Here is a 13,730-nt window from a genome sequence, read left to right on the forward strand (position 1 = left end):
GTGCGCCGCGTCCGGGTCAGGTCGCCCGGGCAGCCAGGCTGCGCAGGGTGCGCGCGTCGGGTGATCCGGGGTCGGCCGTCATCAGGACGACCTCCTGGTCGTCCTCGGGTACGAGCAGGACGTCGCAGTTCAACCGCAGCGCACCGGACTCCGGATGGTCCAGGGTCTTGGTGCGGTGCCCGGGGGCGTGGACCGGTCGCGTCTCCCAGATCTGCCGGAACTCCGCACTCCCGGCCTGGAGTTCGGCCAGCAGCGCGGCCAGTTGCGGGTCATACGGGTAGCGGTCCGCGGCCCGGCGCAGCCGGGCCACCACGATGTGTCCGAACTCCTCGGCGCTGGTGCTCTCGTACGCCGGTCCCCCGCCGAGGAAGCGGCGGCGGGCCAGGTTCGGCCTCCCGCCCCCGTAGTCGGCGCCGAGCAGTGTCCGGGCCAGCGGGTTCCAGGTGACGACGTCGTACGCCGCGTCGGTGACGACGGCGCCGGTCTCCGGCAGCCGCTCCAGCATCCGGGCCACGTGCGGTCGCACCTGCCGCACCGCGCCGGCGCCGGGAGGCGGCGCACTCAAGCCGGCCAGCCGGAACAGGTGGCTGCGCTCGGCCGGTGCGAGCCGCAGCGCGCGGGCCAGCCCGTCCAGGATCCGGGCCGACGGCCGCGGCCCGCGGGCCTGCTCCAGCCGCGTGTAGTAGTCGACCGACATGTGGGCGAGCTCCGCCACCTCTTCGCGGCGCAGACCCGGTGTGCGGCGGTCGGTGTCGGCTGTCGCCAGGCCGATCTCGTGCGGGCGCAGGGCCGCCCGGCGGTCCCGCAGATAGTGGGCGAGTTCCTGTCGGGCCATGCTGCCTCCTCCCGCTGCCTGGTACAGGCTGTCCCTGGCAGGGCGCCCGCGCCAGGAGAAGCATGGTTGCCATGAACGCACGCACAGCTCTGGTCACCGGTGCCAACAAGGGCATCGGCAAGGATATCGCCCGGCTGCTCGCCGCCGAGGGGTTCACCGTGTACGTGGGCTCCCGTGATCCGGGGCGCGGGGAGCGGGCCGCGGCGGAGATCGGCTCCGGGGCCTGCCCGCTGGTCCTCGACGTGACGGATCCGGACGGCGTCGAACGGGCCGCGGCTCGGCTGGACCGTCTGGACGTACTGGTCAACAACGCCGGCATCTCGCCGTCCCTCGCCCCGCCGGCCGAATCCCGCATCGAGGAGTACCGGCGCACATTCGAGACCAACGTGTTCGGTGTGGCGGCGGTGACCAACGCCTTCCTGCCCGCGCTGCGCCGGTCCCCGCATCCGCGCATCGTCAACGTCTCCAGCGGCACCGCGTCGCTGACCTGGAGCACCTCACCCAATCCGCAGTTCGCCCCGGGCGCCGGCGGCGCCGCCGCCTACCGGTCGTCCAAGGCGGCCCTCAACGCCCTCACCGTCCTGTACGCACAGACGCTGGCCGAGGACGGCTTCAAGGTCAACGCGCTCGCCCCCGGTCTGCGGGCCACCGACCTCAATCCGCAGGCCGCCGCTGCCGGCGGCGATCCGGCCGAGGCCGCGCAGGGCGCCCTCCACCTGGCCCTGCTGCCGGACGACGGCCCCACCGGCGGCTTCTTCTCCTGGGACGGAACACCCGTGCCCTGGTGAGTGGTTCGGACGGCGGCGATGACTCTCCCGTCCACCTCGTGGTGTTCAATGATGCGCACACACACGTCACTTGAGGCACACGGACAACGGGGAGCACACATGAGAAAACTCGGACGCGCGCTGCTGGCGGTTCCCGCCGCGCTACTCATCACCGCCGGAACGGCGACCGCGGCAGCCGCCGCGAACGGCACCCCCAGCGGGGCACCGCCGTCGAGCGCCCCGTGCGTGTCGACGTCCGGCGCGAAGGCGTGCTTCGTCGCGAACGGGGACGCGATCTACGTCAAGGACACCAAGGCCAACGGCGACTCGGTCGCGGGCACGCTCAATTCGAGGCTCCCGTCGCACTGGGACCGCCAGTGCTTCAACGCCCGTGGCGCGGCCGCCGGCTGGGTGAAGTGCAGCTTCAACGTGCCGGAGTACGAGTGGGCCGACCTGTGGGCGGTCAACAAGCCCTTCATCGGCAGCCAGGCATACACCGGGGTCTACACCAGCCCCATCATCTGAGGCGCGGCCGGTCGGTGGCCGGGCGGGGCGACTCGGCCGACCACCGACCGGGGCACAGTCGGCGCAGGGCCACCAGCACCCGCCCGCGGCTCAGACCGTGGCCTGACCGAGCGCCCACTGCACCAGCAGGAGCAGCAGGAGTATGCCCAGGCCGATGCCGGCCGCCTGTGCACCCCGCCGGACCGCGAACATGGCGACCAGCGTGCCCAGTGTCGTCAGCGGCACTCCGACGTGGTCCGTGACCATCAGCGCGGTGCCGAACCGCAGCGGGCCGCGGACGCCGTCCTGGCAATCCGAGCAGGCGATGGCCAGGAGCGGACCGAGGACGAACACCATGGCGCCGAAGATCAGGACTGCGGCGGCCAGGAGTACCAGCCCCGACCACTCGGCTGCGGTACGCGGACGCGGGCGCTCCGCGGCGGGTCCGGCGGCCGTGGAGTCGGCGGAGTCGGCGTCCCGGGGCGCGGTCTTCGCAGTGCTGTTCGGTTCCATATGAGGGAACGTACGGACCATGCGGGGGCGCGACCATCCGTCCTCGTACTCATCCGCCGATCCGAGTATTCATCTGCGGATCCGGGCACACTCCGTGACCGACGCACCCGGCAAACCCGGTATTCGGTCACGGAGCGCTACCGCATAGGCCGGGAAGGCCGGGGTACCGCCGGGGGGAGAGTGACCCGGCACCGGACGCCGAGCAGCGAAAGGCTGGTGCGCACCATGACGACGACGCATGAGGCCCCGCCCCGGAGCCACGAGGCCCCGCCCCGGACACCCGAATCCCGGCCGCGTGAGGACGCGGTCGGCGAGGAGTCGGTCGGCAGGCTGGTACAGCACGCGTCGGAGCAGATCTCCCAGCTGATGCGGCAGGAACTGCAACTGGCGCAGGCCGAGATGCGGCAGAAGGGCAAGCGCTTCGGCCTCGGCGGCGGCATGTTCGGCGGAGCGGGGGTGCTGGGCTTCGTCGCCCTCCAGGCCCTCGCGGCCACCGTCATCGTCGCCCTCGACCTGGTGCTGCCGCTGTGGCTCGCGGCCCTGGTGGTGACCGCCGCGCTGGCGGTCGTCGCTGGGACGCTGGCCGTGCTCGGCAAGGGCCAGCTCGGCAAGGCGACGCCGGTGAAGCCCGAGGGGACCGTGCAGAGCCTGAAAGCGGATGTCGCCGAGGTGAAGGAGAGGTCGCACCGATGACGCAGAGCCCCCACAGTCACGGTTCCGCACCGAGCCCGGCGGAGCTGCGGGCCCAGGTGGAGGAGACCCGCCGGGAACTCGGCGAGACCGTCGAGGCGCTGGCGGCCCGCGCGGACATCAAGCACCACGGACAGCGGAAGGCCGCCGAGCTGAAGGCGAGAGCGCGGCACGCAGGGGAGACCACCCGCGGCGGCACGGCCCTGCCGGTCACCGGTGGCGCGGCGCTGGTCGCCGTGGCCCTGTTCCTGCGGCACACCCGGCGGAAGCAGGGCGGAACGCGGTCGAGTTCGCCTGCGATCCGTCGGCATGCTGCCGGGGGCCGGGGGCGGTGCCTTGGCGGGCGTGGCCTTCGAGCAGGTCTTGATGGCCACCGACCTGGAGGAGGAAGCACCCGACGCCACCGTCCTGGCCAGCGGCCGGCCTGACGTTGCTGTTGGCGGCCCCGCACTGCAAGGCGCGCTCTTCGCCGCGGCCAGGGTCGCGATCCACTGCCGCGGTGCCACGCTGGCCGTCCACCGCCCGACCGGAGCCCGGTGGCCGAGGCCGGCCCGGGGGTTCCGGCGTAGGCTGGCCGGGTGCTGAGCCGGCGGCGTCTCGACGAAAGCGACTTTCCGCTGCTGCGGGCCTGGTTGGCGCAGCCGCATGTGGCCCGCTGGTGGCACCACGAGACCTCGCCGGAGGCGGTGGCGCGGGATTTCGGGCCCGCGGCCCGCGGTGAGGAGCCGTCCGAGGACTGGCTGGTCCTGCTCGACGGCAGGCCGCTGGGGCTGGTGCAGCGGTGCTTCCTGGCCGACTATCCGGACTGCCGGGCCGAGTTGGCGACGGTCACCGAGGTGCCCGAGCGAGCGCTGACCCTCGACTACCTGATCGGGGAGCCAGGACTGACCGGTCGCGGCCTCGGCCCCGAGCTGATCCGTTCCGCTCTCGCCCGGGCGTGGACGGACCACCCGGACGCCACCTGTGCCGTGATCCCGGTACACGCCGCCAACCGGCCGTCCTGGCGGGCCCTGGAGAAGGCGGGGCTGCATCGGGTCGCGGAGGGCGAGCTGACCCCGGACAATCCGGCCGACGACCGCCGCCACGTCATCTACCGCATCGACCGGCCGGCAGCCGGACCGGCCGGTCCCGCCTGAGCGGCCGCGCACCGACTGCGGCGCAGGTGCGGCGCGACGCGGCGCGCGCTCAGCCCTCGTGGCCGGTCAGGTGCGTGAACGCGTCCAGGTTGCGGGTGGACTCGCCGCGCGCGGTGCGCCAGGCGTACTCCTTGCGGATGGCGTCGGCGAAGCCCATCTCCAGGAGGGTGTTGAAGGAGCCGTCGGCGTTCTCCAGGACGCTGCCGAGCAGGCGGTCGACCTCCTCGCCGGTGACGGATGCCAGCGGCAACCGCCCCACGAGGTAGATGTCGCCGTGCCCGTCGATCGCGTAACCGACGCCGTACAGCTTGGTGTTGCGCTCCAGGAGCCAGCGGTGCACGGCGGCGTGGTTCTCGTCCGGGTTGCGGACGACGAAGGCGTTGACCGAGAGGGAGTGCGCGCCGACCGCCAGTGAGCACGTGGTCTGCAGCTTCCGGGTGCCCGGGAGCGTGACGACGTACGTGCCCTCCGTCGGGCTCTCCCACTCCAGCTCGGCGTCGTTCAGTGTCCGCTCGATCGCCGCACGTGCCGCGGCAGCAACGTCACCCATGCGGCGATCGTAGGCGACGGCGCCGCTCCTGCAACGCGGCGGCGTACACCTCGGCGGTGGAGCCCGCGGCGGCGGCCCAGCCGAAGCCCTGCGCGTGCCGGGCGGCGGCGGTGCCGAGCCGGTCCGGGAGGTGCGGGTCGTCGGCGAAGCGGCGCAGGGCGCGGGCGTACTCGGCGGGATCGTGCCCGGCGACCAGGTAGCCGCTGACGCCGTCCCGCACGGCGACCGGGAGCCCGCCGACGGCGGCGGCCACCACGGGGGTGCCGCACGCCTGGGCCTCGACGGCGACCAGGCCGAAGGACTCGCTGTAGGACGGCATGACCAGCACGGAGGCTGCCCGGTACCAGTCGGCGAGCTGTTCCTGGCCGACCGGCGGCCGGAAGGCGACCAGGTCGGCGATGCCCAGCCGGGCGGCGAGCTTCTGCAGCCCTTCCGGCTTGGCGAGTCCGCTGCCGCTGGGCCCGCCCACCACGGGCACCACCATCCGGCGGCGCAGCGAGGGTTCCTCGTCCACCAGCCGGGCGACCGCGCGCAGCAGCACGTCGGGGGCCTTGAGCGGCTGGATGCGGCCGGCGAAGAGGGGGATCAGCGCGTCCTGGGGCAGGCCGAGCCGGGCCCGGGCGGCGGCGCGGCCGTCCGCGGGCCGGAAGCGGTCGAGGTTGACGCCGGGGTGGACGACGGCGGTGCGATCGCGGGGTGCCTCGTAGTGGTGGACGAGGTCACCCGCCTCCTCGTCGGTGTTGGCGACCAGCCGGTCGGCGGCGCGCACGATCTGCGTCTCGCCGATGACGCGGGCGGCCGGCTCAGGGGTGTCGCCGTCGGCGAGGGCGGCGTTCTTGACCTTGGCCATGGTGTGCATGGCATGCACGAGTGGCACGCCCCAGCGCTGTGCGGCCAGCCAGCCGACGTGCCCGGACAGCCAGTAGTGGGAGTGCACCAGGTCGTAGTAGCCGGGCCGGTGGCCGGCCCACACCTGCATCACCCCGTGCGTGAAGGCGCACAGTTGTGCGGGCAGCTCCTCCTTGGAGAGGCCCTCGTAGGGGCCGGCGTCGATGTGCCGCACGAGGACGCCGGGGGCCAGCTCGACGGTGGGGGCCAGGGTGCCGGTCGTGGCGCGGGTGAAGATCTCGATCTCGGTGCCCTGTGCTGCGAGCTGCCGCGCCAGTTCGACGATGTAGACGTTCATGCCGCCCGCGTCGCCGGTGCCCGGCTGGTGGAGCGGAGAGGTGTGGACGCTGAGCATCGCCACCCGGCGGGCCCGGCGCGGGCCGGTCAGACGCAGCAGCGGCGGCCTGGACTGGTGCGGGAGGGCGGAGCGTCCGCCGCGCCGCTGACCGAGCCGGGACACGTGGTGGCTCACGGTTCCGATGCCTCCTCCGTTGCGGACGGTGCGGACCGGGACACGGTGCGGTACGAGGTCGCGGCAGCTGCGACCCGGCCACGCGCGGCCCGCGAGCGAGAACAGCGGAAAGGTTGCTCCCTCTTCCCTCTCCGCAGTCGAATTTGCCGAACTGTGACAATCGGCTCGGCTCTCCGGGGCCCGCGTATCCTCGCCCTCATGCCGCCGCGTCCCCCCGTACCGTCCCGCCCGGTCGGTACGGTCACCCGCGGGACGACCAACCCGAACCGGCTGCGCCGGATGGACCGCTGGATCGCCGCCGCGCACGGCCCCGCGCTCCGCCGCTCCCCCGCTCCGCCCGCCGCCGTCGACCTCGGCTACGGCGCGGCGCCCTGGACGGCCGTCGAGCTGCTGGAGCGGCTGCGCAGGGTGCGCGGCGACGCGCGGGTGTACGGCGTCGAGATCGACCCGGCGCGGGTCGCCGCGGCGCACCCGTACGCGCGCCCGGGCCTGGCCTTCGTCCGCGGCGGCTTCGAACTGCCCGTCGACCGGGGCCGCGGGCTGACGCTGATCCGCGCGGCGAACGTGCTGCGCCAGTACCCGGAAGCGGAGGTCCTTCCGGTGTGGCGGCGGCTGTGCGCGCGGCTGGCGCCGGAAGGACTGCTGGTGGAGGGCACCTGCGACGAGATCGGCCGCCGCCATGTGTGGGTGGCGCTCGGCCCGGAGGGCCCACGCACGGTGACCTTCGCGGCCCGCCTCGCCACCCTGGCGGCCCCTTCCGACCTGGCCGAACGGCTGCCGAAGGCGCTCATCCACCGCAATGTGCCCGGCGAAAGGGTGCACGCCTTCCTCACCGACTTCGACCGCGCCTGGGCCACCGCCGCCCCCTACGGCGCCCTCAGCGCCCGCCAGCGCTGGATCCGCGCGGTACGCGCCCTCGCCGCGGACTGGCCGCTGGCCGACGGCCCACGCCGCTGGCGCCAGGGCGAGGTGACGGTCCGCTGGAGCGCCCTCGCCCCGCACACCATGCCGGGCGCCTTCATCTGACACGTCCCGCCCCGACGGCTTGCCGCCGGGCGCCGCCCCGCCTCAGGAAAGCGCCCCGGGAAACCGCCTCAGGCAGGGGCGCCCTCCGGATGGGTGCGGGTCCAGTGGCGGCCGAAGGTGAAGCGGGCGGCCTCGACCTCGTGGCGCTGGTCGGCGTGCAGGACGCCCAGGGCGTAGGCGGTGGCGGGCGCGATGCGGGGGGTCGCGGCGGCGGAGGCAGCAGCCGCTGCGGCAGCCGCGGCCTCGTGGTGCCGCTCCAGCGCCTCGCCCGCCGGGCGGAGCCGGGGGTCGGGCACCGCGTGCGGACCCAGCACCTCCTGCGCGTAGCGGTGCACCCGCAGCAGCACCCGGACGTGGTCCCAGGCCGCGTCCTGACGCGCCTCGGTGCCCAGCGAACGGGAGAGCCCGTCGGCGTTGTACGGGGCTCCGGCGCGGCTGAGCGGAAGCGCGGCGACGGCCTCGTCGAGCCTGCGGCGCGCCTGCTCGGCCGGCTGCGCGAGCACCGCCGCGGCGGGCCTGCCGGCGTCGCCGCCCGGGCAGAGCGGTGTCTCGGAGGCCAGCAGCGCCACCGCGTCGGCGACCGCGTGGAACCGGGCCGAGCCCAGTGCCTGGAGCGCGGCCGAGTGGGCGCGGGTGCGGGCCAGGGTGAGCTGGCGCTCCAGCAGGGCCCCGGCGCGGGCCGCTCCCACCGGCAGGGCACCCCGCTCGCGGGTGGCCGCGGCGCCCCCGGCGGACCGCCGCCCGCCGCCCGCGGCGCCGGGTGTCCGGCCGCCCGCCTCCGCGGCTGCCGGGTCGGTGCCCTCGCCCCTGCCCGCCGCGCCGCTGGCCAGCCGGTGCAGGGCGCCCGACAGCCGCTCCAGCCGGTCCGCGCAGGCGTACTCACGGGCCACCACCCCGGCCAGCCAGCTCAGTTCGGTGCGCAGGTTGTCGGCCCAGACCGGGTCGAGCAGCGCACGGTAGGTGACGAGCACTCCGTTCATCCGGCGGGCGGCGGAGCGGAGGACGCCGACGGACGCGGCAGCCCGGGCGGGGTCCGCCGCACCGGCCGTCCCGCCGGGGCCGGCTCCGGTGCCTCCCGTACCGGCGCCGGTGCCCTGCGCATGGGTGCGCAGTCCGCGGAGGAACTCCGCGGCGCGCTCCTGGAGGTAGCCGCCCAGCACCTCGGCGACCGTCCCCGCGGACGCCGCAGGAGCTGCGGGTGCCGGCACCGGGCCCGCGGGCCCGGGGGCCGCCCCCGGGCCCACCTCCGCCGCCCGGTCCGCGGCCGGATCTGCCGCCGTGTCCCCGGCCGTCCCGGCCGTCCCGGCGGGCCGCGGGGGCTCCCGCGTGCCGCGCCCGGACTCGACGACCACGTCCCGGCTCCGTCCCATCACGTCCCCTTCCGCGCAGCGCGCACGTTGTCCCCACCGGCCCCATCGGCCCCACCGGTCCCACCTGCCCTACCGGTCCTACCGACGCCACCGGCCGCACCGGTCCTACCGGTCCCACCGACGCCACCGGTCCTGCCGACGCCACCGGTCGCACCGCGCGTGTGTGCCCGTGCGCACCGACGTCGCCGCATCGCCCTCAGTCCCCCAACCGCCACGCGGCGCCGCGCGTCACGTCGCGGCCGGACCGCGTTTCCGCCGCCGCCCCTCGATCAGCAGTTCCTGCACGTTCGACAACCGCTGCCCGCCTTCCTCCCCGGCGGCCCGCGCGTGCCGCGTCCACACCCCGTCCGGGCCCAGATGCCAGGAGTCCGTGGCGTCGGACATCCCGGTGACCAGCAGCCGGTCGAGCGAGGCGCGGTGCGCGGGATCGGTGACCCGCACCAGCGCCTCGATCCGCCGGTCGAGGTTGCGGTGCATCATGTCGGCGCTGCCCAGCCACACTTCCGGCTCGCCGCCGTTCCGGAACGAGAACACCCGCGAGTGCTCCAGGAACCGGCCCAGGACGCTGCGCACGCGGATGTTCTCGCTCAGCTCCGGTACGCCGGGCCGCAGCGCGCAGATGCCGCGCACCCACACGTCCACCGGCACGCCCGCGGCCGAGGCGCGGTAGAGGGCGTCGCACACCGTCTCGTCGACGATCGAGTTGACCTTGATGCGGATGGCGGCCTCGTGCCCGGCCCGGTGGTGCTCGACCTCCCGCTGGATCCGTGCGACGAGTCCGTCCCGCAGGGAGCGCGGGGCGACCAGCAGTCGGCGGTAGGTCTCCCGCCGCGAGTAGCCCGACAGCCGGTTGAACAGGTCGGACAGGTCCGCGCCCACCTCCTGGTCGGCGGTGAGCAGCCCCAGGTCCTCGTAGAGTCTGGCCGTCTTGGGGTGGTAGTTGCCGGTGCCCACGTGCGCGTACCGGCGCAGCACCTCGCCCTCCTGGCGCACCACCAGCGACAGCTTGCAGTGGGTCTTCAGCCCGACCAGCCCGTAGACGACGTGGCACCCCGCCTCCTCCAGCTTCCGGGCCCACTTGATGTTGGCCTGCTCGTCGAAGCGCGCCTTGAGCTCGACCAGGACGAGCACCTGCTTGCCGGACTCGGCGGCGTCGATGAGCGCGTCCACGATCGGCGAGTCGCCCGAGGTGCGGTACAGCGTCTGCTTGATGGCCAGCACGTCCGGATCGGCGGCGGCCTGCTCCAGGAACGCCTGCACGGAGGTGGAGAACGAGTCGTAGGGGTGGTGCAGCAGTACGTCGCGGCTGCGCAGCGCGGCGAAGACGTCGGGCGCCGAGGCGGACTCGACCTCCGCGAGGTCCCGGTGGGTGCCGGCCACGAACTTCGGATACTTCAGCTCCGGCCGGTCCATGGCGGAGACGATCCCGGACAGTCCCGTCAGGTCGAGCGGCCCGGGCAGCGGGAAGACCTCCGACTCGCCGACCTTCAGCTCCCGGATGAGCAGGTCCAGGACGTAGGGGTCGATGGACTCCTCGACCTCCAGGCGCACCGGCGGGCCGAACCGGCGCCGCATCAGCTCCTTCTCCAGGGCCTGGAGGAGGTTCTCCGCGTCGTCCTCCTCGACCTCCAGGTCCTCGTTGCGCGTGACCCGGAACATGTGGTGCGCGAGCACCTCCATCCCCGGGAACAGCTCCTCCAGGTGCGCGGCGATCACGTCCTCCAGCGGGACGTAGCGCTGCGGCGACGCCTCCAGGAACCGCGGCAGCAGCGGCGGCACCTTCACCCGCGCGAAGTGGTTGTGCCCGCTGACGGGGTTGCGGACGACCACCGCCAGGTTGAGCGACAGCCCCGAGATGTAGGGGAAGGGGTGGGCCGGGTCGACGGCCAGCGGGGTCAGCACCGGGTAGATCTGCTGCCGGAAGAGGGTCAGGAGCCGGGCCTGCTCCTTGTCCGTGAGTTCCGCCCAGCGCAGCAGGTGCAGCCCCTCGGCGGCCAGTGCCGGGGCGATGTCCTGCTGGTAGCAGGCTGCGTGCCGCTCCATGAGTTCCCGCGAGCGCTCCCAGATCCCCTCCAGCACCTCGCGCGGCTTGAGCCCCGCCGCGCTGCGGGTGGCCACGCCGGTCGCGATCCGGCGCTTGAGGCCCGCGACACGGACCATGAAGAACTCGTCCAGGTTCCCGGAGAAGATCGCCAGGAAGTTCGCCCGCTCCAGCAGCGGCGTCTCCGGGTCCTCGGCGAGTTCGAGCACCCGTTCGTTGAAGGCCAGCCAGCTGCGCTCCCGGTCCAGGAAGCGGTCGGCGGGCAGGTCGGTGGCGGACTCGTCGTCCAGCCGGCCTCCGCCGCCCGCGTACACGTCCGGGTCGGAGTCGAGGTCGGGGTCCAGGCCCAGGCCGGGCCCGGCCCCCGGGACGCTGCCGGGATCGGTGGGTGAGCTGAGGCGGTGGGCCGCGATCGAGCCGACCGGGGACTGCGGCTGCTGGGTCATACCGCCATTGTCGATGCTCTCTGCGAGGGAGGACCGGGCCATTCCGCGAGGCTCGCACGCGAGTTTGAATCATTGGTTACGCCGACATGGCATCGCGGGGTGCCGCGGATGGCCTGCCGGGGCGGGCGGCCCGCGGATTCCTCCGCTCCCGGGAGGTCCGGGAGCGGCACCGGCGGTTAGTATCCCCGCACCCCCACCCGGCCTCTCCCCCACTGCGGCACCGCCATGCTGAACCTCCGCCACCTGACCACCGGTCCCCGCCCGGTACTGCGCTTTCCGGACTCCCCCAGCCGCCCGGGCTCCTCCAGACCACCGGAACCGGCCGCCGGCACATCGGCACCAGCGACCGCGCAGCACGTGGACGACGCCGTGGCGTGCGACGCGCACTGGCGGCTACCCGCGGACGCGCCCCGGATGCGGGCCGGGCTGGCCGTCCTGCCCACCGGCCCCGAGGGGGCGGTCCCCGACTGCGCCGGTAAGGCGCTGCGGGAACTCGTCCGCGCGGGCGTGGTCGCGGTGGTGCTCGCACCCGCCGCGGCCCCCGCCGGCCGGGAGGCCGCCCGAGCGGCAGGGGTGCCGGCACTCGTCCCGGCAGCACCCCGGGACGCCGAGGAGACCCTGCGCCACGTGCTGCGGAGACAACTGACGGTCGAGCGGGAGAACGCCCGCTCCACCGCACGGGTGCTGGCCCTCTCCGCGGCCGCGCTGGAGCGGGCGGAGGGACCGGCGCGACTGCTGCGGGAGGTGGCCGCCGTCACCGGCGGCCCGGTGACCCTGGTCGAGCCGGGGCACCCCGAGTGGGACCGGCTGGCCACCGAACAGCGCCGCACACTGGAGGAGGTGCGGTGCGGACGGATCCACACGGCGGCCGTGCCGTTCGGTGACCGGGAGTTGGTGCTGCACGCGATCGGAAGCGACCGGCCGCACCAGGTGCTGGCCGCACTCCGCTCCGGTGGCTGGCCGCCGCACCTGCGGCAGTTGCTGGCCCACACGGCGGGACAGGTGGCGCTGCTGGACTGCGCGCTGCGGCACCGCCGGGACCACGAGGTGCTGCGCACCGCCCTGCGGGGCGTACGGGTGTCCGTGCTGCAGTACCTGATGCTGGGGAACTGGGAGGGCGCCGTACGGGTCGCCGAACCGCTGGCCCGGCTGGGTGCCGCCGAGTACGGCGTCGGCGAAGTGCTGGCCGCCGCACGCGGAGTGGTGGCCGTGGTGCAACGCGCGCCGCGGGAGGACCGCGAGCAGACCGCCGCGGCCTGCGAACAGGCCGTGGGCGACGGGGGGCTGGTCGTCCTGTGCCCGGCGGATCCGCGGCACGTCATCGTGGTGCTTCCGCAGGACCCGGACGACGGCACCCCGGCGGCCCTGCTGCGCCCGGTGGTGCGGAAGCGGCCCGGACGTCTCGCCGGGGTCTCGGGGCCCCGGCCCTGGTCGCAGACCGCCCTGGCCTATGAGGCCGCCGTCCGGGCGCTGACCGCCGCGCGGAACGATCCGGAGGGCATCGTCCGGGACGCCGGGGCCTCCTCCCTTCTGGCGTCGCTGTCGCCGCGGGCACGCGTGTGGGCCCACCAGGTCTGCGTCGGGCTGCGGAAGCTCACCGAGGAGCAGCGCTCCCAGGCAGTGCCGACCGCCCGCCGCGCACTGTCCTACGGGGCGCTGCGCGCGGGCAGGCTGCTCGGCGTCGACCGCACCACGGCCAACAAGCGGCTCCGGCTGGTGCTGGAGGCGATGGGGCTCGACCACCGGCAGGTCGCACACCGCGCGGTGGCCGACCTCGCCTTCCAGCTCGCCGACCTGCCGGTCCCGCCGGACCTCGCACCGCAGGCACCTCCCGGGCTGCGGGCGCTGCTGCGGGAGCCGCCGGTCGTGGACCGGGCGACGCGCGAGCTGACCGTACTGGACCAGGCGGCCGATCCCGCGCGGCTGCTGGCCACCTGGCTCGCGCACAACTGTCACGCGAGCGCGACCGCCGCGGCGCTGGACATGCACCGGAACACCCTCGCCGCCCGGCTCTCGGCACTGGGCGCGCTGCTGCGGCTGCCGCTCGGCGAGCCGGGAGCCGCCCCTCACCAGGTGCTGCTGATGATGGTGGCCGCCGGGCAGCTCCCGGTGACCGCAGTACCGGATCCGGCGGAGCCCGGCCGCTGACAGGGGTCCGGAACGGGCGCCTCACATGCACAGCCGGCCTCCTCGGATGCATACGGCGCGGTGCCGGCCGGTGTGCCTACGATCCCGGCGTCCGACCGCACCGGCGGGGGAAGCGACGAACGGGCGGACGGGTATCCGCCTCTCAGGGCGTTGCCGCGAACGAGCGGCACCTTCGGACGGTCACCGGGCGATGGGGGACCGCCACTGCGCGGACGCCCGGTGCCGAGACGGCTCGCCGCCCTGAAGCCCGTCACACCGCTTCCCGCTCCGGTCCCGCACCCAGGTGCCGGCCCGGGGCGCGGTCGGCTCGTACCAGCGAAGCCGCACCCCGTGCGGAGAACCAG

Annotated in this window: 13 protein-coding genes; 7 read left to right on the forward strand and 6 right to left on the reverse strand. The window is 74.7% G+C overall.

The genetic code is table 11. The features are described from left to right. Positions 1 to 16 precede the first annotated feature (16 nt). Positions 17 to 835: a helix-turn-helix transcriptional regulator gene (locus ACFYNS_RS26770; protein WP_360294976.1), complete on the reverse strand. Its 819-nt coding sequence runs from the start codon at positions 833 to 835 to the stop codon at positions 17 to 19. A gap of 71 nt (positions 836 to 906) precedes the next feature. On the opposite strand from ACFYNS_RS26770, the gene ACFYNS_RS26775 reads away from it, so the two are divergent. Beyond that, on the forward strand, positions 907 to 1,623 hold the full coding sequence (locus ACFYNS_RS26775) for an SDR family oxidoreductase (protein ID WP_360294979.1): 717 nt from the start codon (positions 907 to 909) through the stop codon (positions 1,621 to 1,623). A gap of 99 nt (positions 1,624 to 1,722) precedes the next feature. After that, positions 1,723 to 2,127 (forward strand): hypothetical protein, encoded by a 405-nt coding sequence (locus tag ACFYNS_RS26780; protein ID WP_360294981.1) that lies wholly within the window; start codon positions 1,723 to 1,725, stop codon positions 2,125 to 2,127. A 90-nt stretch (positions 2,128 to 2,217) separates the two neighbouring features. Here ACFYNS_RS26780 and ACFYNS_RS26785 read toward each other — a convergent pair whose 3' ends face one another. Further along, the gene (locus tag ACFYNS_RS26785) at positions 2,218 to 2,619 is read right to left on the reverse strand and encodes a hypothetical protein (RefSeq protein WP_360294984.1); all 402 of its coding nucleotides are present in this window, start codon (positions 2,617 to 2,619) and stop codon (positions 2,218 to 2,220) included. Positions 2,620 to 2,844: 225 nt separating this feature from the next. Here ACFYNS_RS26785 and ACFYNS_RS26790 point away from each other — a divergent pair, with 225 nt between their 5' ends. The 3 genes from ACFYNS_RS26790 to ACFYNS_RS26800 all read left to right on the forward strand — a co-directional run bounded on the left by ACFYNS_RS26790 (position 2,845) and on the right by ACFYNS_RS26800 (position 4,445). Continuing rightward, complete coding sequence (locus ACFYNS_RS26790) at positions 2,845 to 3,312, forward strand: phage holin family protein (protein ID WP_388605472.1); 468 nt, start codon at positions 2,845 to 2,847, stop codon at positions 3,310 to 3,312. Further along, positions 3,309 to 3,737: a DUF3618 domain-containing protein gene (locus ACFYNS_RS26795; protein WP_388605474.1), complete on the forward strand. Its 429-nt coding sequence runs from the start codon at positions 3,309 to 3,311 to the stop codon at positions 3,735 to 3,737. Before ACFYNS_RS26790 ends, ACFYNS_RS26795 begins: the two co-directional genes overlap by 4 nt. Positions 3,738 to 3,887: 150 nt before the next feature. Continuing rightward, entirely contained in the window at positions 3,888 to 4,445 is a 558-nt protein-coding gene (locus tag ACFYNS_RS26800) for a GNAT family N-acetyltransferase (protein ID WP_388549945.1), read from the forward strand. Positions 4,446 to 4,494: 49 nt separating this feature from the next. On the opposite strand, the gene ACFYNS_RS26805 is transcribed toward ACFYNS_RS26800, so the two are convergent. Together ACFYNS_RS26805 and mshA are read right to left on the reverse strand one after the other, a co-directional pair. Next, positions 4,495 to 4,995 (reverse strand): YbjN domain-containing protein, encoded by a 501-nt coding sequence (locus ACFYNS_RS26805; protein ID WP_360294994.1) that lies wholly within the window; start codon positions 4,993 to 4,995, stop codon positions 4,495 to 4,497. Further along, entirely contained in the window at positions 4,988 to 6,355 is a 1,368-nt protein-coding gene (gene mshA / locus ACFYNS_RS26810; RefSeq protein WP_388605476.1) for a D-inositol-3-phosphate glycosyltransferase, read from the reverse strand. The genes ACFYNS_RS26805 and mshA overlap by 8 nt, the downstream gene beginning before the upstream one ends. Before the next feature lie 198 nt (positions 6,356 to 6,553). On the opposite strand from mshA, the gene ACFYNS_RS26815 reads away from it, so the two are divergent. Further along, positions 6,554 to 7,381, forward strand: coding sequence for a class I SAM-dependent methyltransferase (locus ACFYNS_RS26815; RefSeq protein WP_360295000.1), 828 nt, complete (start codon positions 6,554 to 6,556; stop codon positions 7,379 to 7,381). 68 nt (positions 7,382 to 7,449) lie between these two features. On the opposite strand, the gene ACFYNS_RS26820 is transcribed toward ACFYNS_RS26815, so the two are convergent. Both ACFYNS_RS26820 and ACFYNS_RS26825 read right to left on the reverse strand, forming a co-directional pair. Continuing rightward, the gene (locus tag ACFYNS_RS26820; RefSeq protein WP_388605477.1) at positions 7,450 to 8,751 is read right to left on the reverse strand and encodes a CHAD domain-containing protein; all 1,302 of its coding nucleotides are present in this window, start codon (positions 8,749 to 8,751) and stop codon (positions 7,450 to 7,452) included. Between the two features lie 228 nt (positions 8,752 to 8,979). Continuing rightward, complete coding sequence (locus tag ACFYNS_RS26825) at positions 8,980 to 11,238, reverse strand: RNA degradosome polyphosphate kinase (RefSeq protein ID WP_360303591.1); 2,259 nt, start codon at positions 11,236 to 11,238, stop codon at positions 8,980 to 8,982. 357 nt (positions 11,239 to 11,595) lie between these two features. Between ACFYNS_RS26825 and ACFYNS_RS26830 the strand changes: the two genes are divergently transcribed. Further along, entirely contained in the window at positions 11,596 to 13,386 is a 1,791-nt protein-coding gene (locus ACFYNS_RS26830) for a helix-turn-helix domain-containing protein (RefSeq protein WP_388605478.1), read from the forward strand. Positions 13,387 to 13,730 lie beyond the last annotated feature (344 nt).

Origin of the sequence: Streptomyces sp. NPDC006925, from assembly GCF_042869575.1 — a bacterium.
GTDB lineage: Bacteria > Actinomycetota > Actinomycetes > Streptomycetales > Streptomycetaceae > Streptomyces.

Bases quoted from the DNA above. Each gene is read 5' to 3' on its own strand.
- ACFYNS_RS26770 (WP_360294976.1), bottom strand. From the start codon at position 835: ATGGCCCGACAGGAACTCGCCCACTATCTGCGGGACCGCCGGGCGGCC.
- ACFYNS_RS26775 (WP_360294979.1), top strand. From the start codon at position 907: ATGAACGCACGCACAGCTCTGGTCACCGGTGCCAACAAGGGCATCGGC.
- ACFYNS_RS26780 (WP_360294981.1), top strand. From the start codon at position 1,723: ATGAGAAAACTCGGACGCGCGCTGCTGGCGGTTCCCGCCGCGCTACTC.
- ACFYNS_RS26785 (WP_360294984.1), bottom strand. From the start codon at position 2,619: ATGGAACCGAACAGCACTGCGAAGACCGCGCCCCGGGACGCCGACTCC.
- ACFYNS_RS26790 (WP_388605472.1), top strand. From the start codon at position 2,845: ATGACGACGACGCATGAGGCCCCGCCCCGGAGCCACGAGGCCCCGCCC.
- ACFYNS_RS26795 (WP_388605474.1), top strand. From the start codon at position 3,309: ATGACGCAGAGCCCCCACAGTCACGGTTCCGCACCGAGCCCGGCGGAG.
- ACFYNS_RS26805 (WP_360294994.1), bottom strand. From the start codon at position 4,995: ATGGGTGACGTTGCTGCCGCGGCACGTGCGGCGATCGAGCGGACACTG.
- ACFYNS_RS26815 (WP_360295000.1), top strand. From the start codon at position 6,554: ATGCCGCCGCGTCCCCCCGTACCGTCCCGCCCGGTCGGTACGGTCACC.
- ACFYNS_RS26820 (WP_388605477.1), bottom strand. From the start codon at position 8,751: ATGGGACGGAGCCGGGACGTGGTCGTCGAGTCCGGGCGCGGCACGCGG.
- ACFYNS_RS26825 (WP_360303591.1), bottom strand. From the start codon at position 11,238: ATGACCCAGCAGCCGCAGTCCCCGGTCGGCTCGATCGCGGCCCACCGC.